Source organism: Pseudomonas sp. Sample_20 (assembly GCF_004307585.1).
Taxonomy (GTDB): Bacteria; Pseudomonadota; Gammaproteobacteria; order Pseudomonadales; family Pseudomonadaceae; genus Aquipseudomonas; species Aquipseudomonas atacamensis.
In genome coordinates, this window is the sequence record NZ_RCOA01000071.1 from 113,317 (window position 1) to 133,150 (window position 19,834).

Sequence of the window (19,834 nt, forward strand, 5' to 3'; positions counted from 1 at the left end):
AGGCTGAAAAGCTTCGCGAGCAGGCTCGCTCCCACAATGGAATGCCATTCACCTGTGGGAGCGAGCCTGCTCGCGAAAGCGCCTGTGCAGACAGCAGAATCCTCTCGGCCTGATGCATTCCTGAGCCACATCACACCCTGCCTCGAAAACCCGCCTAGACTGCAAGAATCCTCTACAGACAAGGCAGTCTTCATGATCTCGATGTCCTCCTTCCACGCCATGCTCATTCCCATCCTCAGCGGAATGATCCTGCTGGCCATCGGCTTCAACTTCCGCGACAAGAACGCCGGGGTGTTCGCCATGTGGATCGGCATGCTGATGATCCTCGCCACGGTGGTCTACAAGATCCTCGCCAAACTCAACGAATGACCGCGCCCGGCTCGCATTGCGCCAAGGGGCCTCGTACACTCCAGCGCATCCGCCTATCGCGAGGTTGTCTTCTGGTGTTTGCTCGTCTTTTTGCTTTGCCCGGTCTGCTGCTTGTCTGCCTGATGACGCTGCTGCCGCTGGCGCCCGCCCAGGCAGTCGGTCTGCCCGGCCTGCTCAACACTTCCAAACCGCAGCCTGAAGCCGTGGAACCCCTCGGCCAGTCCCTGGACGAAGTGATCAAGTCGCTGGAAAACGACAAGCAACGCGCGCAGCTGCTCAGTGATCTGAAGAAGCTGCGCGACGCCACGAAGAAAGCTCAGACCACCCCCGAAGAAGGCGTGCTGGGCCTGATCGGCGGCACCCTCGCCAGCTTCGAAAAACAGTTTTCCGGCGCCGACAGCCCGATTACCCGCTGGTCCAACGAATTCGATCTGGCCAAGGACGAACTGACCAGCAAGCTGCTGCCGGCCAATGAATGGCTGCCGATCATCTTCGGTTTCGCGGTGATCCTGATGGTCTGGAGTCTGCTCGCCGCCGCGCTGATCTGGCTCAGCCACCGCGTGCGTCTGCGCTTCGGCCTCACCGAAGAACTGCCGCAACACCCCAAGGCCCTCGACATGCTGCGCTTTGCCCTGCGCAAGCTCGGGCCGTGGCTGATCGCATTGGTGATGACGGTGTACATGAGCTACGTGCTGCCGTCGTCACTGGGCAAAAGCCTGGCGATGGTGCTGGCCTATGCCTTGGTGGTCGGCACCTGTTTTTCGGCGATCTGCGTGATCGCCTTCTCCCTGCTCGATGGCCCGCACCGCCATCGCGCGCTGTACATTCTGCGTCATCAGGCGTTTCGGCCGCTGTGGCTGATCGGCAGCTTCGCCGCGTTTGGTGAAGCGCTGAGTGATCCGCGTCTGGTCGAGAGCCTGGGCGTGCATCTGGCGCACACCGCCGCGACCACTGCCAATGTGCTCGCGGCGCTGTCGACCGGCCTGTTCATCCTGCGATTCCGCCGACCGATCGCACACCTGATCCGCAACCAACCGCTGTCGCGGCGCCTGACCCGCCGCGCCCTCAGCGACACCATCGAAATCCTCGGCACCTTCTGGTACGTGCCGGCACTGGTGCTGGTCGGCATCTCGCTGTTCGCCACGTTTGTCTCCGCCGGCGACACCAGCACCGCGCTGCGGCAGTCGCTGATCTGCACGGTGCTGCTGGTGTTGTGCATGGTTATCAACGGCCTCGTGCGCCGCCATTCGCTGAAACCGCAACGCGGGCCGAAACGCCATGCGCTGTATTCGGAGCGACTGAAAAACTTCTTCTACACCCTGACGCATTTGCTGGTGTGGCTGATCTTCATCGAACTGGGCCTGCGCGTCTGGGGCCATTCGCTGATCGCGTTCGCCGAAGGCGATGGCCATGACATCAGCGTCAAACTGTTCAGCCTGATCGGCACGCTGATTTTCTCCTGGCTGATCTGGATCCTCGCCGACACCGCCGTGCACCACGCCCTCACCCGCTCGCGCAAAGGCCTGGCGAATGCACGGGCGCAGACGATGATGCCGCTGATCCGCAACGTGCTGTTCGTGGCGATTTTCATCATCGCGCTGATCGTCGCGTTGGCGAACATGGGCATGAACGTCACACCGCTGCTGGCCGGTGCCGGCGTGATCGGTCTGGCCATCGGCTTCGGCGCGCAGTCGCTGGTCGCCGACTTGATCACCGGCCTGTTCATCATCATCGAAGACTCGCTGGCCATCGACGACTACGTCGACGTTGGCGGCCACCTCGGCACCGTCGAAGGCCTGACCATCCGTACCGTACGCCTGCGCGACATCGACGGCATCGTCCACACCATCCCGTTCAGCGAAATCAAAAGCATCAAGAACTACTCGCGGGAATTCGGCTACGCCATCTTCCGCGTCGCTGTGCCGTACAACATGGAAATCGACGACGCGATCAAACTGATGCGCGACGTAGGCCAGAAGATGCGCAGCGATCCGCTACAACGCCGTAACATCTGGTCGCCGCTGGAGATTCAGGGTGTGGAAAGTTTCGAGTCCGGCAGCGCGATTTTGCGCGCACGGTTCAAGACTGCGCCGATCAAGCAGTGGGAGGTTTCCCGGGCGTTCAACCTTTCGCTGAAGCGGCAACTGGATGAGGCGGGGCTGGATCTGGCGACGCCGCGGATGAGTGTGCAGGTGATTACGCCTGGGGTGGAAATCAAAAAGGAAAGCTGAACAGAGATGGCCCCCTATTGGCAGGTAATACCAATAGGGGGCTAGCTTTATCTGGCCTTGAAACCAGGTTTGCCATTAGCGGAACGCCAGTTTTTTACCTCCAAGACAACATTTTCAGGCCCATCCTTACCTTCCTCTGGGTAGTAAATCAAATCGTAACCAGATGGATGTTCAACTAGCCGGCAGAACTCAAGAATGGCAGCAATTTGCTGCTTTTCTGTAGTAAACCCGGAATCATGTATTTTCCTGACAAACTCGAGAAAATCTTCCTCTCTCATATCCTGTATCGATCTCATATCAAAGCCCTTTATGAATTTCAACATGCGCCTTCGGGGTAACGATATTTATGTTGTCAGCATTATATAAATCCCCTCCCTCGGCCAAGCCGACCTTATGATGCAGTTCGTATTTCACTCTTGCTCCTGCTGAATCGTTCATTCTAACTATCGGGGCTTTGCCCTTTTTCATTTCGTTCAAACTTGTTTCATTAAATAAGTCAGCCAGTTTTTCGTCATTGAAAACAGCTTTCCAGAATGTTTCTCTGAATGCTCTGAAACTGTTGAACTGACGACCCCGTAACTGATCAGCAATGTGCGATGGGATTGGCGCCCCATCACCCTGCGCAGCAGCCCCTAGCCATCCACCCGCAACCGGCGCTCCATGACCACTCGCCACCCCTGGATCATTGCGTCGATCCCGGAACATGACGTACTGCGGTGGCAGGCCCGATTCCGACGGGAAGACCAGAATGAAGTCGTCGAAACGAATGTTGCCCCGCCCTGGGTAAGCGTCGATCCGTCCTTCAATCGGCACGAGGTTGCCGCCGATATATCGCGGTGGGGCCGGATTCTCGATGGGGAACAGCGTTGAACTGTCTGCCGGCGTTACTGCGGGAGTCCAGACCGCGGTTGTCGGCGGGATGTCAGTGAGCGTCGCGCTGTAAGTGTTGTTCCCTGCGTTGAAACCAGCTGCAACCACGCGAACGCCGGAAGGCCGTTTTGTCCCCGCTACCGGAACGACAAGCAGTTCGGCGAGAGAGCCCGTCAGCGGCCGGGCGCTCAAACGCACCGGCAGATTCAGTCGTGCCCTTTCGCTTGCCAGCCTGTCCAGATCAGGCAGTTGACCGGGCAGCAGATCTGCCAGTGGGAGGCTGAGCAGAAAGCGTTCAGGCAATTCCCCATTGCCCAACACCGGGGAGTAGACAAACGCACTCACCCCCACCATCAGCCCGGACGCCGTGCCAGCAGCCAGCCCCGATAAACCGGCCACCGCCGAGCGAATCGAGGCGGCAAAACCCGCCATCAGGTTGTCGGCAATCGCGACCGCACCAGCGGACGTCGCAAATACCAGTTGGGCGTGGCTGGTATTGCCCTGAAAGCGCAAAAGGCTACTGTGCCCACCGGAGGTGTCCTGCCGGCGCTTTTCCTCAGCAACCCTGCGTGCTTCGGCCTCAGCCTCAAGCGCTGCCTGTTCCTCGGCACGCTTGCGCTCTAGTGCCTCAGCCGCCAAACGGGCCTGTTCCTCTTCGAGCCGCCTGATTTCATCGGCGGCGGCCTGCCGCGCCAGCTCCTCCGCCAGCCGCCGCGCTTGCTCCTGAGCAACGCGGGCCTGTTCCTGTGCAACCTGCCTGGCGTGTTCCGCCGCCAACCGCGCCTGCTCCTGAGCGATCCGCTCGGCTTCCTGCGCTTGCACCACGGCAATCATGCCCTTGACCGTGGCCGACTGGCTGTTCAACAAGTTGATGCCTTCGACCAACAACTTGGCATTGAACAAGGCGCTATAGGCCTGCCGAACGCTGACACTACTGCCTCGCCGATTTACCTGCGGTAACCGGCCACCGTTAAAAAACGTTTCAATTTGGGCATGACTGAAACGTTGAATGGCAACGTCTCTCGCCACGAAAAACGCATTGAATTTTCGTGTCGTCAGCGACTCCCTGAATCGCATCTCCCGCGCCAGCGCATCCAAAGGCGGCAAGACACTTTGGTCGCCTGCTGCCCGCACTTCTGCCAGTTCATGTTCGATGACTTGAGCAATATTTCTGGAAGTATCTTTGTAGATACTTTCCATATCGAGTATTTCACCCAACGGCGCAAAGTTAATGCCTGGTCCCGAGCCATCCCCTGCACCTAAATAATGTAAATATTCATCTTGTTTATCCGGACGCACAACAATCGGCGGAAGCGTTATTCCATTACGCTGCATTTATAAGTCCTCCATGGACAATAGTTTTGTCGCACTGACCCGTCACCCTCAAACAGCCAATAACGTGACCGGTACCTGGAGAAATTTATGGAAATAGATGTTGTGCGGTGCGGTACATGGTTATCGCCCGCGTTTTATCTGTCACGCCGGACGGAACTGATAAAGCGGTAGGAGTTTTCGCTGATAACTTATGCTCAAACGTAAATCTGTCGGAGCGCATAGCGTTTTCCGGACCCGATCGCACTTGCGTGCAAAGCCTTTGTCACAGGCAAGGAAGCCCACAACAATAATCAAGGAGAAACCCATGCAACTGACGCGCATTGCCCAGACCCTTTTGCTCACCCTGGTCGCCAGCCACGCCAGTGCCGCGACGATGGACAGCGCCCGCACGCGCATCGCCGAGCAGGCGCAGAAGCTCGAACCGGAGCTGCTGGAAACCCGCCGCGACCTTCACGCTCATCCGGAGCTCGGCAACACCGAAAAACGCACCGCTGAACTGGTCGCCAAACAGCTGCAAGCCATGGGCCTGGAAGTGAAAACCGGCGTCGCCCGCACCGGCGTAGTAGCCGTGCTGAAAGGCGCCCTGCCCGGCCCGACCGTGGCCCTGCGCGCCGACATGGACGCGCTGCCGGTCAAGGAAGTCTCCGATTTGCCGTTCGCTTCGAAAGCCAAAGGCACGTATCTCGACAAGGAAGTCGACGTCATGCACGCCTGCGGCCACGACGCCCACACCGCAATCCTGCTCAGCGCAGCGAAAATTCTGACGGGCATGCGCGACACCCTGCCCGGCACCGTGGTGTTCTACTTCCAGCCCGCCGAGGAAGGCCCGAGCGACTTCATTCCCGACGGCAAAAACACCTGGGGCGCTAAGATGATGGTCGAGGAAGGCGTAATGAAATCGCCGAAACCAGACGCGGTGTTCGGGCTGCACGTCTGGGCCGGCGTCCCCGCCGGCCAGATCGCCTACCGCCCCGGCCCGACCCTGGCCAGCTCCGACGACCTGCGCATCAAGATCCACGGCAAACAAACCCACGCCGGCCGCCCCTGGGACGGCATCGATCCGATCACCGTCGGCGCGCAAACCATCGTCGGCCTGCAGACCGTGGTCAGCCGCCGCACCGACATTTCCTCTTACCCGTCGGTGGTCAGCATCGGCACCATCAACGGCGGCACCCGCTACAACATCATCCCCGAATCACTCGACATGACCGGCACCATCCGCTCCTACGACTACGGCATCCGCCAGAAACTGCACAGCGACGTACGCCAGACCATCGAGAAAATCGCCGAAAGCGGCGGCGCCAAAGCCGACGTCACCATCATCGAAAAATACGACCCGACGATTAACAACCCTGCACTAACCGAGAAAATGCTGCCGACATTGAAGTGGGCGGCCAAGGATGATGTGGTGCAGGGACCGCTGGTGGGTGGGGCGGAAGATTTCTCGTTCTTCGCCAAGGAAGCGCCGGGACTGTTTGTGTTTCTTGGAGTGACCCCGCGGGACCAGGACATGAGCAAAGCCGCGCCGAATCACAATCCGGGGTTCTTTGTGGATGAGTCGGCGCTGGTGGTTGGGGTGAGGACACTGGCGTCGTTGGCGACGGATTATCTGTATGGGAATGCCGCGGTGGGCAAGTAGAGAGGGAGGTGACTGTGGGAGCGCAGCGACCAGAAGATCAAACCACATCAACCCCTACGTGAATCGCATCATGCCGCCAAAACTCCAGATCACAATCAATCAGCCGCCCATGCTGATCATAATTGACCCGAGCAATCCTCAATCCCGGACTCCCCACCGACACCCGCAAAGCCGCCGCCGCATCGACAGATAAAGACGTAGGCACAATCTCAAACCGCACCCGCCCATAGTGCAAATCGAAATGCCGCGCATACAACTCGGTGATCGACTGATTCAAATCAAACTCGAGGATCCCCGGAAAAAACTGCGGATTCAGATAGTGCTCCACATACAACACCAGTCGCCCATCAATGCGCCGCGAGCGGCAAATCTGAATCACGCTCGACAACGCCGGCAACTGCAACCACGCACACACCGCCGCCGAAGCCGGCTGCAACCGCGCCGAAATCACCTCGGTCGAAGGTTCGCGCCCCTGCGCACTGACCATGGCGTGGAAGTGACTGCGCTGCATGAGGTTATAAGCCAGACGCGGCGGCGACACGAACCAGCCACGCCGCTCCTCACGGTAAATCTGCCCCTGTGCCTCAAGCTGCAACAGCGCTTCACGCACAGTGATCCGCGTCGTCCCGAACAGCTCGCTCAGCTTGCGTTCAGCGGGCAACTTGCTCCCGGCCGCCAGCAAACCGTGATCGATTTGCTCCTGCAACACTTGGCCAATCGCTGTCACCGCTTTCGTTGCCTCATCGCGCATCAACGTTACCTATCTGGACTAGACCAGCACTGTTTCAGGGCAAATCCGGGCGCTGCTCAGAGCGCTTTCGTGTGTTGCAAGCCTAGGCAGTGCAGATGACCGACAGATGACAAAACTACCCAACGGTCGTTTTCACGGCTTGCAATACATCGGCCAAGTCCCTTGCGTATCGGGTCTGCGTCATGGTCTACGCTTGTTTGGCAACGGCCAATCCCGGGCGGAGAAAAGATCAGCCACAAGGCCATCGACATCAAAATGTCATCCAGCCCGCCTAAATTGGCTCAGGTATTGCTGACCTAGACCAACCCAACCGCAATCGCAGCGTTGAACACGACCAAGGAGCTTCGGAATGAAACAGCTTTTCCTGGCAACACTGTTAGGCTCGACCATTGCAATGTGCAGCGCCGCCATGGCGGCCGACACCGATCTGAAAACCCTCGAAGCCGCTGCGAAAGCGGAAGGCGCCGTCAATAGCGTCGGCATGCCCGACAACTGGGCCAACTGGAAAGGCACCTGGGATGATCTGGCTGCGAATTACGGCTTGAAACACATCGACACCGATATGAGTTCGGCTCAGGAAATCGCCAAGTTCGCCGCTGAAAAAGACAACGCCACCGCCGATATCGGCGACGTCGGTGCTGCCTTCGGCCCGATCGCGGTCAAGCAAGGCGTGGTGCAACCGTACAAGCCAAGCACTTGGGATCAGATTCCGGACTGGGCCAAGGACAAGGACGGCAACTGGGCACTGGCCTACACCGGCACCATCGCCTTCATCGTCAACAAGAAGCTGCTGAACGGCTCCGACGTGCCGACCAAATGGGCTGACCTGAAAACCGGTAAATACAAAGTCTCCATCGGCGACGTGAGCACTGCTGCCCAGGCCGCCAACGGTGTCCTCGCTGCCGCACTGGCCAATGGCGGTGACGAGAAAAACATCAAGCCTGCACTGCTGTTGTTCGCCGACCTCGCCAAACAGGGTCGTCTGTCGATGGCCAACCCGACCATCGCCACTATGGAAAAAGGCGAGATTGAAGTCGGCGTGGTCTGGGACTTCAATGGCCTGAGCTACAAAGCCAAGATGGCCAACCCGGATGATTACGTAGTGCTGATTCCATCCGACGGCTCGGTGATTTCCGGCTACACCACGATCATCAACAAGTACGCGAAAAACCCCAATGCCGCCAAGCTGACGCGCGAATACATCTTCAGCGACGCCGGCCAGACCAACCTCGCCCGCGGCAACGCCCGGCCGATCCGCGCCGAACACCTGCAACTGCCGGAAGACGTGAAAGCCAAACTGCTGCCGAACGAGCAATACAAAAACGTCACGCCGGTCAAGGACGCCGATGCATGGGAGAAGACCTCCAAAGCCCTGCCGCAGCAGTGGAACGAAGAAGTCATCGTAGAGATGAAGTAATCCTTCATCTGTAGGAGCTGCCGAAGGCTGCGATCTTTTGATCTTGCCCTTTAAAAGCAACATCAAAAGATCGCAGCCTCCGGCAGCTCCTACACAGATTGGTTCCAGATTTGTTTTCGGAGTTCTTGCCCCTATGAAGCACAACGTCATCCTTGTCGTGCTCGACGGCCTCAACTACGAGGTTGCGTGTCACGCCATGGGGCATCTGCAGGCTTATGTTGGCGCAGGACGCGCGGCGCTCTATCAACTGGAGTGCGAACTGCCGGCCCTGTCCCGACCGCTTTACGAATGTATTCTCACCGGCGTGCCACCGATCGGCAGCGGCATCGTCCACAACAATGTCTCGCGCTTGTCCAACCAGCGCAGCATCTATCACTACGCCCGCGATGCCGGATTGAAAACCGCCGCTGCGGCGTATCACTGGGTCAGCGAGTTGTATAACCGCTCACCGTTCGTGGCCGCGCGCGACCGCCACACCGACGATCCGACGCTGCCGATCCAGCACGGGCATTTCTACTGGAACGACCATTATCCGGATTCGCACCTGTTCGCCGACGCGGAGAACCTGCGCCTGCGTCATGCGCCGGATTTCCTCCTGATCCACCCGATGAATATCGACGACGCCGGACACAAGCACGGCCTCGACAGCTCGCAATACCGCAACAGCGCGCGCTCGGCTGACGTCATCCTCGCCGACTATCTGCAAAGCTGGCTCGACGCTGGTTATCAGGTATTGGTGACCGCCGACCACGGCATGAACAACGATCGCTCGCACAACGGCCTGCTGGCGGAAGAACGTCAGGTGCCGCTGTTCGTCCTCGGCGAGGCGTTCAGCCTCAACCCTGATGTCACACCGAAGCAGACCGAGCTCTGCGGCACGGTTTGCGAGCTGCTCGGCGTGCCCCACGACAAACCTGTGTGCCGGGAGCTGCTCAAGTGAATGCCATGAATCGCGGCAAATGGCTCGCGGCGCTGTGTCTGGTGCCCTTCGCGCTGTTCTTTATCGTCTTCGAAATCGCCCCGCTGGTCTGGGTGATGATCAACAGCCTGCAATCGGAAGAGTCCGGCTGGGGCCTGGCCAACTTCAGCAGGATCTTCGGTTCGAAGTTCTATCGGCAGGCGATCCAGTACAGCCTGGAGATCAGTTTCTGGTCGAGCGTATTCGGCATCATCATCGCCGTGCTGGGTGCGTATTCACTACGCCGCGTCGACTCGAAGCTGCGCAACTTCGTGAATGCCTTCGCCAACATGACCAGCAATTTTGCCGGCGTGCCGCTGGCGTTCGCCTTCATCATCCTGCTCGGTTTCAACGGCAGCATCACCATCATGCTCAAGCAGTCGGGGATCATTCAGGACTTCAACCTGTACTCGAAAACCGGCCTGATCATCCTCTACACCTACTTCCAGATTCCCCTCGGCGTGCTGCTGCTCTATCCGGCTTTCGACGCTCTGCGTGAAGACTGGCGCGAGTCCGCCGCACTGCTCGGCGCCAACGGCTGGCAGTTCTGGCGGCACATCGGCCTGCCGGTGCTGACCCCGGCGTTGCTCGGTACATTCGTCATCCTGCTGGCCAACGCCCTCGGCGCTTACGCCACCGTCTACGCGCTGACCACCGGCAACTTCAACGTTCTGCCGATCCGTATTGCGGCGATGGTCTCCGGCGACATTTCCCTTGATCCGAACCTGGCCAGCGCGCTGGCCGTGGTGCTCGTGGCGCTGATGACCATCGTCACCGTCGTGCATCAATTGCTGTTGAAGAGGAGCTACCATGTCTCGCGCTGAATCCGGCCCGGCCGGCGTCTACCACCGCGTCGTGGTCTATCTGCTGTTCGCCATTCTGCTGTTGCCGCTGCTGGGCACGCTGGTCTATTCGATCGCCAGCAGTTGGTCGGCAACGATTCTGCCCAGCGGCTTCACCTTCAAGTGGTACATCCAGCTGTGGAGCGATCCGCGCTTTCTCCACGCATTCGGGCAGTCGCTGATCGTCTGCGTCGGCGCGCTGGTGTTATCGGTGGTGCTGATCCTGCCGCTGCTGTTTGTCGTGCATTACTACTTTCCGAAACTCGATGCGCTGATGAACATCCTCATCCTGCTGCCCTTCGCGGTACCGCCGGTGGTGTCCTCGGTGGGGCTGTTGCAGCTCTACGGTTCCGGGCCGATGGCGATGGTCGGTACGCCATGGATTCTGATCGGCTGCTACTTCACCGTGGCGCTGCCTTTCATGTACCGCGCGATCACCAACAACCTGCAAGCGATCAACCTGCGCGACCTGATGGACGCCGCGCAACTGCTTGGCGCCAGCACTTTTCAAGCGGCGTTTCTGGTGGTGCTGCCGAATCTGCGCAAAGGCCTGATGGTGGCGCTGCTACTGTCTTTCTCGTTCCTCTTCGGAGAGTTCGTGTTCGCCAACATCCTCGTCGGCACCCGCTACGAAACCCTGCAGGTGTACCTGAACAACATGCGCAACAGCAGCGGCCACTTCACCAGTGCGCTGGTCATTTCGTATTTCTTTTTCGTGCTGGTCCTGACCTGGATCGCCAACATCTTGAACAAGGACAAAAGCGAATGAGCTACGTCAGCGTCCAACACCTGCAGAAAAGTTATGCCGGCACCACGGTGTTCAGCGACATCGATTGCGAAATCAACAAAGGCGAGTTCGTCACCCTGCTCGGCCCGTCCGGTTGCGGCAAGTCGACTTTGCTGCGCTGCATCGCCGGGCTGACCCCGGTGGATGGCGGCAAGATCCTCCTCGACGGTGTCGACCTCGTGCCGTTGAGCCCACAGAAACGTGGCATCGGTATGGTCTTTCAAAGCTACGCGCTATTCCCCAACATGACCGTCGAACAGAACGTCGCCTTCGGCCTGCGCATGCAAAAGGTCAACGCCGATGACAGCCACAAGCGCGTCTCTGAAGTGTTGAAACTGGTTGAACTGCACGACTTCGCCAGCCGCTATCCGCATCAACTGTCAGGTGGGCAGTGCCAACGTGTCGCCCTCGCCCGGTCGCTGGTGACCCGCCCACGCTTGTTGCTGCTGGATGAGCCGCTGTCGGCGCTCGATGCTCGGATTCGCAAGCACTTGCGCGAACAGATCCGTCAGATCCAGCGCGAACTCGGCCTGACCACGATCTTCGTCACCCACGATCAGGAAGAAGCGCTGACCATGTCGGACCGGATTTTCCTGATGAATCAGGGAAAGATCGTCCAGAGCGGCGACGCCGAAACCCTCTACACCGCGCCGGTCGATGTATTCGCCGCCGGCTTCATCGGCAACTACAACCTGCTCGACGCCGAGGCTGCGTCGAAGCTGTTGCAACGGCCGATCAACCACCGCATCGCCATCCGCCCGGAAGCCATCGAATTGAGCCTCGACGGCGAACTCGACGCGCAGATCCGCAGCCACAGCCTGCTCGGCAACGTCATTCGCTATCGCGTCGAAGCGCGCGGCGTGGAACTGGTGGTGGATGTGCTCAACCGCTCCGCCGCCGATCTGCATCCCGACGGACAGCGCCTGGCACTTTCCATCGATCCGACGGCGCTGTGTGAGGTAGCCTGATGACTTTGCTGACGTTGAAGAGAGAACTGCACTGATGGCCCTGGCAATTTTTGATCTGGACGAAACGTTGATCCACGGCGACTGCGCCACCCTCTGGAGCGAGCAGATGGGGCGCCTGGGCTGGGTCGATCCCGAGTCGTTCATGCGCAAGAACAACGAACTGATGGACGCCTACAGCCATGGCAAATTACGCATGGAAGATTACATGGCGTTCAGCCTCGAACCGCTGATCGGCCGTACGCCAGAAGAAGTCGAGCACCTGGTCGGGCCGTGGGTTGAAGACTTTATCGAACCGATCATCTTCAGCGACGCGACCAAAACCATCGCCGCGCACCGCAAAGCCGGCGACCGGATTCTGGTGATCTCGGCGTCGGGCACGCACCTGGTCAGACCGATTGCCGATCGACTCGGCATCGACGAGATTCTAGGGATTGAACTGGAAGTCGCGCACGGCGTTTACAGCGGCCATACCGTGGGCACGTTGACCTACCGCGAAGGCAAGATCACTCGCCTGCTGGAATGGCTGGACGCCGAAGAAGAAAACCTCGAGGGCGCGAGTTTCTATTCCGATTCGCGCAACGATCTGCCGTTGTTGCTTAAGGTGGACTTCCCGCATGTGGTCAATCCGGATCCGGTGCTGCTTGAGCACGCCGAAAAGGCCGGCTGGCCGATCCATCTCTGGAAATGACGAAGATTTAATGCAGGAGTGAGCCTGCTCGCAATGGCGGTGTTCCAGTCAACATTGATGTTGGCTGACACGCCGCCATCGCGAGCAGGCTCACTCCTACAGGAACCTGTTGTGTCAGCTAAGACTGTCGTCAATCACCAACACCAACTTGCCCGCCACCGTATTGCTCGCCAGTTCGGCAAACGCTGCTTCGGCATCCTTCACCGCAAACGCTTTGGCCAATTGCGGACGCAAGCGGCCCTCGGCAAACAGCGGCCACACATGCTGGCCCAGATCACTGAGCAGATCGGCCTTGAATTGATCGCTACGGCTGCGCAACGTCGAGCCGAGCAGTTGCACACGCTTGGCCAACACCTGCGCCAGATCCAGTTTCGCCTCGCGCCCGCCCATCAAACCGATCAGCACCCAACGTCCGTCCAGCGCCATCAGCTTGAGGTTCAGCGCCGCATAATTGCCGCCCACCGGGTCGAGAATCACATCGAACGGCCCGAAGTCGCGGAGGCTTTCAATTTCATCGGTGCGCACCACGCCGCCCTGCGCACCCAACGCTTCGCAGTAAGCCAGGCGTTCGGCGGAACCGACGCTGACCCAGCACGGGTTGCCGAAGGCTTTGCACAGCTGAATGGCGGCTGAACCGATTCCACTTGCGCCGGCGTGCAGGAGAATTTTCTCACCGGGCTTCAACGCTGCAAGTTGAAACACATTCAGCCAGACGGTGGCGTACACCTCGGGCAATGCCGCCGCCTCGATCAGCGAAACACCTTCGGGCACCGGCAGCACGTGCCGTCCGTCGACGACCACCTCTTCGGCCATGCCGCCCCCGGCCAGCAAGGCGCAGACCCGGTCACCGACTTGCCAGGACGAGCCCGCGCCGACCTCGCTGATCACCCCGGAGCACTCAAGACCAAGCACTTGGCTGACCCCGGGTGGCGGCGGATAAAGCCCTGCTTTCTGTAATAAATCGGCGCGATTGAGGCCGGCTGCCGCCACCCGGATGCGGACTTGTCCTACATCGCAGGTAAGACTCGGCTCTTCAACCCATGCCACTTGACCTTCAACGCCTTGCAATGCCTTCACACTGCCTCCATAGTGAGTCTGGACTGAGCCCGAAGCTGTAGCGCCGGGCTTTTTGCATTATGCGACCGGCTCTCAAAGAACCGGCGACTTCAAAGACGGCCTAATATGCGTTATCAATTGTCCCCGCGTCGAATCAGCATGAAGCATCTGCTCCCCAGCACCGCCCTCGCTCTTTTCATCGGTATCGGCCTGTTGCCGGTGTCGGGCACCACATTCGCAGCCAACAGCTGGGACAAGTTGCAGCCTGATCGCGATGAAGTCATCGCCAGCCTGAACGTCGTCGAGTTGCTCAAGCGTCACCACTACAGCAAGCCGCCGCTCGACGATGCGCGCTCGGTGATCATCTACGACAGCTACATCAAGCTGCTCGACCCGTCGCGCAGCTATTTCATGGCCAGCGATATCGCCGAATTCGACAAGTGGAAGACCCAGTTCGACGACTTCCTCAAAAGCGGCGACCTCAACGCCGGGTTCACCATCTACAAGCGCTATCTGGACCGCGTCAAGGCGCGTCTGGACTTCGCCCTTGCCGAGCTGAACAAAGGCGTCGACAAGATGGACTTCAACACCAAGGAGACCTTGCTGATCGATCGCAAGGACGCGCCTTGGCTCAAGTCCACCGCAGAACTCGACGACCTGTGGCGCAAACGCGTCAAGGACGAAGTGCTGCGCCAGAAGATCGCCGGCAAAGACCCGAAGCAGATCCAGGAAACCCTGACCAAGCGCTACAAGAATCAACTGGCGCGCCTCGACCAGACCCGTGCCGAGGACATCTTCCAGGCGTACATCAACACCTTCGCCATGTCCTACGACCCGCACACCAACTATCTGTCGCCGGATAACGCGGAAAACTTCGACATCAACATGAGCCTGTCCCTCGAGGGCATCGGTGCCGTGTTGCAGAGCGACAACGATCAAGTGAAGGTCGTGCGTCTGGTGCCGGCAGGCCCGGCGGACAAGACCAAGCAGGTCGCTCCGGCCGACAAGATCATCGGCGTTGCCCAGGGCAACAAGGAAATGGTCGACGTGGTCGGTTGGCGTCTGGACGAAGTGGTCAAATTGATTCGCGGTCCTAAAGGCACCGTGGTGCGTCTGGAAGTCATTCCGGCGAGCAATGCGCCGAACGACCAGACCACCAAGATCGTGCCGATCACCCGTGAAGCGGTGAAGCTCGAAGATCAGGCCGTGAAGAAGTCGATCCTCAGCCTGAAACAGGACGGCAAGGACTACAAACTTGGCGTGATCGAGATCCCGGCCTTCTACCTCGACTTCAAGGCATTCCGTGCCGGCGATCCGGACTACAAGAGCACCACCCGCGACGTCAAGAAGCTGCTCACCGAGCTGCAGAAGGACAAAGTCGACGGCGTGGTCATCGACCTGCGCAACAACGGCGGCGGCTCCCTGCAGGAAGCCACCGAACTGACCAGCCTGTTTATCGACAAAGGTCCGACCGTGCTGGTGCGTAATGCCGATGGCCGTGTCGACGTCCTCGAGGACGAAAACCCGGGCGCGTTCTACAAAGGCCCGATGGCGCTGCTGGTCAACCGTCTGTCCGCTTCGGCTTCGGAGATCTTCGCCGGCGCCATGCAGGACTACCACCGTGCGCTGATCATCGGTGGCCAGACCTTCGGCAAGGGCACCGTGCAAACCATTCAGCCGCTGAACCATGGCGAACTGAAACTGACCCTGGCCAAGTTCTACCGTGTCTCCGGGCAGAGCACCCAGCATCAGGGCGTGCTGCCGGACATCGACTACCCGTCGCTGATCGACACCAAGGAAATCGGCGAAAGCGCCCTGCCGGAAGCCATGCCGTGGGACACCATCCGCGCGGCGATCAAACCAGCGGCCGATCCGTTCAAGCCGTTCCTCGCCCAGCTGAAGTCCGAACATGACGCGCGCACCAACAAGGATGCCGAGTTCGTGTTCATCCGCGACAAGCTGGCCCTGGCGCAGAAACTGATGGAAGAAAAAACCGTCAGTCTCAACGAAGCTGATCGTCGCGCCCAGCACGCCGACATCGACGCCAAGCAACTGGCGATGGAGAACATCCGTCGCAAGGCCAAAGGCGAAGAACCGCTCAAAGAGCTGAAGAAAGAAGACGAAGACGCACTGGCCGCTGCCGAGCCGGACAAGGTCAAACCGGAAGACGATGCCTACCTGAGCGAAACCGGGCGCGTGCTGCTGGATTACCTGAAACTGAGCAATCAGGTGGCCAAGAAGTAAGTGATGGCAATTTAGTGCTGGCGATCCCCGGATCGTCATCAAACAGTCATCATTCTGTCGTGCAATAAAGGACCGGGAGCAAGCGCTCCCGGTCCTTTTTTTATCGCCAGAGACTGCCATGACCACGACCGAACAGCTGAGCGCCTTGAGCTCGATCCTGACTCAAAGCGGTTTACACAGCTTGTTCCAGCCGATCATCTGTCTTTCCGAACGCCGCATTCTCGGTTACGAAGCCCTGACCCGTGGCTCGTCCAACAGCCCTCTTCACTCGCCGATCGCCCTGTTCGCCGTGGCGCGACAGGCTGGCCGATTGAGCGAACTGGAGATCGCCTGCCGGCAAAGCGCCTGTCGCCGCTTCAATGAGCAGCAACTGCCGGGCAAGCTGTTCCTTAACGTCTCGCCAGAATCCTTGCTCGAAGCCGCGCACCAACCCGGGCGTACGTTGCAACTGCTGCAGGACTTGGGCATTGCGCCGAGCCAAGTGGTCATCGAGCTCACCGAGCAGACGCCAATCGATGACTTTCAGTTGCTGCAAACCGCTCTGCATCACTATCGGGCGATGGGTTTTTCCATTGCGCTGGACGACTTGGGCGCAGGCTATTCGAGCCTGCGCCTGTGGTCGGAATTGCGTCCGGATTACGTGAAGATCGACCGGCACTTCATCGACGGTATTCATCAGGATGCGTTGAAAAGAGAGTTTGTCGGTTCGATTCTGCAAATCGCCAAAGCCTCGCGCGCGCAGGTGATTGCCGAGGGGATCGAGTTGCCGGAAGAACTCGCGGTGCTGATTGAAATGGGCGTCGACCTGGTGCAGGGCTACCTGCTCGGCCGCCCTCAGGAACATCCGTCCCGCGACGCTCGCGCCTTGATGCCCAAACACGATAGCAGCGCTGTCGCGCTGAATGACGAAGGCAGCGACCTCAGCGCCCTGCTCAACGATCAGCCCGCCGTGCAACGCGATACGCCCACCGCGACGGTACTGGAAGCCTTCCGCCGCCAGGCCAACCTCAATTCGCTCGCCGTGCTCGACGAACAAGGCCAGCCCTGCGGCATCGTCCATCGCCACTCGCTGTCGGACGCACTGCTCAAACCGTTTGCCACCGATCTGTTCGCGCGCAAACCGATCAGCCGCCTGATGAACGATGATTTCCTCGCCGTGGAAATCAGCCAGTCGCTGCAGCAAGTCAGCCGCCTGATCACCAGCCGCGCCCGCCAGCGCATCGAAGAAGACTTCATCATCACCCTCAACGGCAGTTACCTCGGCCTCGGCCGGGTGATCGACGTGCTGAAACTGATCACCGAACTGAAAATCCAGCAAGCACGCTACGCCAATCCCCTCACCTTGCTCCCGGGCAACGTACCGATCCAGCAATGCCTCACCCGCCTGCTGCAACAGGCCCGCGAGTCGATCATCTGCTACGTCGACATCGACAGCTTCAAACCCTTCAACGACATCTACGGCTATGGCCGTGGCGACGAAGTCCTGCTCTGCCTCGCCCAATGCCTCAACGAACGCATCGACCCCACCCGCGACTTTGTCGGCCACATCGGCGGCGACGACTTCCTCCTCGTCCTCGGCCCCGAAGACTGGCGCAAACGCCTCAACCAACTGCTCGACGACTTCCAGAACCAATGCCGCCGCTTCTATCGGCCTGAACACCTTGAGGCAGGATGTTTTATTGCGCCGAATCGCCAGGGTGTGCGGCAGGAATTTGCGTTGTTGTCGTTATCGATCGGGGTGGTGCATCTGCGGCCTGAGGCTTGTGCAGAGCTTGATGCCAGCCAGCTTGCGGAGATGGCTTCGCAGGCTAAGCATCATGCGAAGGGGGTTGTGGGGTTTAGTGTGTATTTGCTCGATGCTATAGCGCCTCCGGCCCAGCCATCACAGCTAGTTGGTTAAACCCCAGCACAGTAGCGCATCATGAACTCCATGTAGTTCACAATCATAATTTAGCGATCACATGCTCCTCTTTCAAGACACGGAAGGGTAGTAAGTAGTCACGACTAATTCTCAATCTATCGGATAGTCGCAAGCCCAAGGGGGAACGAACAACTCTGGATTAATCCCATTCAATTCAAGAAAGGCATTTATTTCGTCCTCCGTCTCCATTTTTTTCAGTTTTGTAATTGTGGTATCGCTAGCACCAAAACTATCTCTGGCTTCCAAAATATGAACTGGCACGGTGAACTCAATGAAGACGAACTTAGAGCTCTTGGAATCCTCAAGGAAGTCGTAATAGCGTTCTCCTGGGTGCCTATCCATAAAATTCAAGTGATACACAGCATAAATGGCAGCCCATTTCCGAAGCGAACGATCATGCGAAGGCATCTCTTGGGCTATCTCTGTGTAATTTCTAGCCTCCAGCCCCCACCATACTTTTCTAGAAATCACTTTGTAAATGCTCATTTTTCCGTTTGATGAGGCTCGCCCCATATTACCCTCGTGTGAATTCGTTAGTTCACAGACTCCATCAACATCGCGTTGTGTGCTCTGCGCCGGCGGTGGCAATGGACTAATCAAATCGGATACCCGCACCGCCATGGGGGGCAGAATAATTCCGGATTGATCGCGAGCCGTTCCAAAACCGTATAGATATCCTCCTCAGAATTAACGGGCACAAAGTTTAATATCACGACATCCCGATCATCAATACCATCGCTGGAGCCAATTTCTTTAATAGCCAAAGTAAACACTACAATCGAAAACCTAAACCCTTTCGATTTATGAATAAAATCGTAATATTGATGCGGATCGCCTGAGAAAGAATATTTGTATATAGCATATATTGAGACCCATTTTCGACTTGAGTGATCTTTGCACGGAAGTTCTTGTGCAATATTGTCGTAGCTCGTCCCTTCGAGTCCATACCATACGCTACGAGCGATTTTCTTCTGCTGTTTCATTTTTGACCTGCAAATGAGTTTGGCCAGTAAATTCGGATTACTTTGCCGTCCTTTGGATGCAATTGTAGATGAGGCATGACAGCATGCGGATCGTCAGGACTATGATTTGCCATGTAAACTTTTCGATTCACAACATTAGATACAGCTGTGTCATCCCAGTGATAGTACGATTCTTTCCCAAAGGGCGTTTGGAAATAGTCTTTGGCGGTAACGGAATTGAACTCTTCAGCATTCCTATATCCTTGACCTAAATATTTCCCTCTGAACAATTCTTCAGCTTCAGCTCGACTGTTAACAGTAACGTCCTTAGCACCTTGATCCAGCAGCGCAGAAGCTCGTTTAACGCTAGGACTCGACCATTCTATATCCGGTGGAAGAGGTTCTCTGGTATCAACCTTTGCATTCCCGCATGGTGCCGTTGGATTCCCTTTTCCGTCTCCATCTGGCGGGCATCCGTTCAACCCCAACGGATCAACCCACCCCGTCGGATTCGGCACGTACTGGTACTGATTCAACCCACCCGCGAGCTTCACCGGATCCGGTGTCAGATACCGCCCAAGCCTCGGGTCGTAATACCGATGCCGGTTGTAGTGCAGCCCACTTTCAACATCGAAGTACTGCCCCTGAAAGCGCAGCGGTTGATCCAGGTAGTCTTCGCCGGCCAGGGTCACAGCGGCGACTTTGCCGTAGGCGTCGTATTGCGCGGACCAGACGATTTCACCGCTGTAGTCGGTGAGTTCCTGCGGGGTGCCGAGGTGGTCGAGTTGGTAGTAGA

18 protein-coding genes are annotated in these 19,834 nt (G+C 58.3%); 11 read left to right on the top strand and 7 right to left on the bottom strand.

Going from position 1 to position 19,834, the window contains the following annotated elements; translation table 11 throughout:
• Window positions 1-192: 192 nt before the first annotated feature.
• Complete coding sequence (locus D8U70_RS27750; protein ID WP_016773747.1) at window positions 193-369, top strand: hypothetical protein; 177 nt, start codon at window positions 193-195, stop codon at window positions 367-369.
• Window positions 370-443: 74 nt separating this feature from the next.
• Window positions 444-2,600 carry a mechanosensitive ion channel domain-containing protein gene (locus D8U70_RS15875; RefSeq protein WP_073472619.1) on the top strand — a complete coding sequence of 719 codons (2,157 nt, stop codon included), beginning with the start codon at window positions 444-446 and terminating at the stop codon, window positions 2,598-2,600.
• Window positions 2,601-2,647: 47 nt separating this feature from the next.
• Here the strand turns inward: D8U70_RS15875 and D8U70_RS15880 are convergent, their stop codons facing one another.
• Entirely contained in the window at window positions 2,648-2,923 is a 276-nt protein-coding gene (locus D8U70_RS15880) for a bacteriocin immunity protein (protein WP_347238403.1), read from the bottom strand.
• Window positions 2,898-4,805 (bottom strand): S-type pyocin domain-containing protein, encoded by a 1,908-nt coding sequence (locus tag D8U70_RS15885; protein WP_130929267.1) that lies wholly within the window; start codon window positions 4,803-4,805, stop codon window positions 2,898-2,900. The genes D8U70_RS15880 and D8U70_RS15885 overlap by 26 nt, the downstream gene beginning before the upstream one ends.
• A 304-nt stretch (window positions 4,806-5,109) precedes the next feature.
• Here D8U70_RS15885 and D8U70_RS15890 point away from each other — a divergent pair, with 304 nt between their 5' ends.
• Window positions 5,110-6,444 carry an amidohydrolase gene (locus tag D8U70_RS15890; RefSeq protein WP_110645121.1) on the top strand — a complete coding sequence of 445 codons (1,335 nt, stop codon included), beginning with the start codon at window positions 5,110-5,112 and terminating at the stop codon, window positions 6,442-6,444.
• Between the two features lie 37 nt (window positions 6,445-6,481).
• On the opposite strand, the gene phnR is transcribed toward D8U70_RS15890, so the two are convergent.
• Window positions 6,482-7,195, bottom strand: coding sequence for a phosphonate utilization transcriptional regulator PhnR (gene phnR, locus D8U70_RS15895; RefSeq protein WP_016773745.1), 714 nt, complete (start codon window positions 7,193-7,195; stop codon window positions 6,482-6,484).
• A 349-nt stretch (window positions 7,196-7,544) separates the two neighbouring features.
• Between phnR and D8U70_RS15900 the strand changes: the two genes are divergently transcribed.
• The 6 genes from D8U70_RS15900 (at window position 7,545) to D8U70_RS15930 (ending at window position 12,855) form a co-directional block, all read left to right on the top strand.
• Complete coding sequence (locus tag D8U70_RS15900; protein ID WP_041479304.1) at window positions 7,545-8,612, top strand: ABC transporter substrate-binding protein; 1,068 nt, start codon at window positions 7,545-7,547, stop codon at window positions 8,610-8,612.
• 133 nt (window positions 8,613-8,745) lie between these two features.
• The gene (locus tag D8U70_RS15910) at window positions 8,746-9,552 is read left to right on the top strand and encodes an alkaline phosphatase family protein (RefSeq protein WP_130929268.1); all 807 of its coding nucleotides are present in this window, start codon (window positions 8,746-8,748) and stop codon (window positions 9,550-9,552) included.
• A gap of 5 nt (window positions 9,553-9,557) precedes the next feature.
• On the top strand, window positions 9,558-10,394 hold the full coding sequence (locus tag D8U70_RS15915; protein WP_160768335.1) for an ABC transporter permease subunit: 837 nt from the start codon (window positions 9,558-9,560) through the stop codon (window positions 10,392-10,394).
• On the top strand, window positions 10,381-11,181 hold the full coding sequence (locus D8U70_RS15920; RefSeq protein WP_056784005.1) for an ABC transporter permease: 801 nt from the start codon (window positions 10,381-10,383) through the stop codon (window positions 11,179-11,181). Before D8U70_RS15915 ends, D8U70_RS15920 begins: the two co-directional genes overlap by 14 nt.
• On the top strand, window positions 11,178-12,167 hold the full coding sequence (locus tag D8U70_RS15925) for an ABC transporter ATP-binding protein (RefSeq protein WP_130929269.1): 990 nt from the start codon (window positions 11,178-11,180) through the stop codon (window positions 12,165-12,167). The genes D8U70_RS15920 and D8U70_RS15925 overlap by 4 nt, the downstream gene beginning before the upstream one ends.
• 34 nt (window positions 12,168-12,201) lie before the next feature.
• Window positions 12,202-12,855, top strand: a complete 654-nt coding sequence (locus D8U70_RS15930) for an HAD family hydrolase (protein ID WP_073472633.1) — start codon at window positions 12,202-12,204, stop codon at window positions 12,853-12,855.
• 114 nt (window positions 12,856-12,969) lie between these two features.
• On the opposite strand, the gene D8U70_RS15935 is transcribed toward D8U70_RS15930, so the two are convergent.
• Window positions 12,970-13,932 carry a zinc-binding dehydrogenase gene (locus D8U70_RS15935; protein WP_130929270.1) on the bottom strand — a complete coding sequence of 321 codons (963 nt, stop codon included), beginning with the start codon at window positions 13,930-13,932 and terminating at the stop codon, window positions 12,970-12,972.
• Window positions 13,933-14,070: 138 nt separating this feature from the next.
• Here D8U70_RS15935 and D8U70_RS15940 point away from each other — a divergent pair, with 138 nt between their 5' ends.
• Both D8U70_RS15940 and D8U70_RS15945 read left to right on the top strand, forming a co-directional pair.
• Window positions 14,071-16,155, top strand: a complete 2,085-nt coding sequence (locus D8U70_RS15940; protein ID WP_162999827.1) for a carboxy terminal-processing peptidase — start codon at window positions 14,071-14,073, stop codon at window positions 16,153-16,155.
• Window positions 16,156-16,273: 118 nt separating this feature from the next.
• A complete protein-coding gene (locus D8U70_RS15945; RefSeq protein ID WP_130929271.1) occupies window positions 16,274-18,055 on the top strand; it encodes a bifunctional diguanylate cyclase/phosphodiesterase in 1,782 nt (593 codons plus the stop codon).
• A 111-nt stretch (window positions 18,056-18,166) separates the two neighbouring features.
• On the opposite strand, the gene D8U70_RS15950 is transcribed toward D8U70_RS15945, so the two are convergent.
• From D8U70_RS15950 to D8U70_RS15960, 3 genes are all read right to left on the bottom strand, one after another.
• The gene (locus tag D8U70_RS15950) at window positions 18,167-18,562 is read right to left on the bottom strand and encodes a hypothetical protein (protein WP_130929272.1); all 396 of its coding nucleotides are present in this window, start codon (window positions 18,560-18,562) and stop codon (window positions 18,167-18,169) included.
• A gap of 110 nt (window positions 18,563-18,672) precedes the next feature.
• Window positions 18,673-19,059, bottom strand: a complete 387-nt coding sequence (locus tag D8U70_RS15955; protein ID WP_130929273.1) for a hypothetical protein — start codon at window positions 19,057-19,059, stop codon at window positions 18,673-18,675.
• Window positions 19,056-19,834 (bottom strand): RHS repeat-associated core domain-containing protein (locus D8U70_RS15960; RefSeq protein ID WP_177433974.1); only part of this gene is annotated, 779 nt, incomplete at its 5' end. The genes D8U70_RS15955 and D8U70_RS15960, both read right to left, overlap by 4 nt.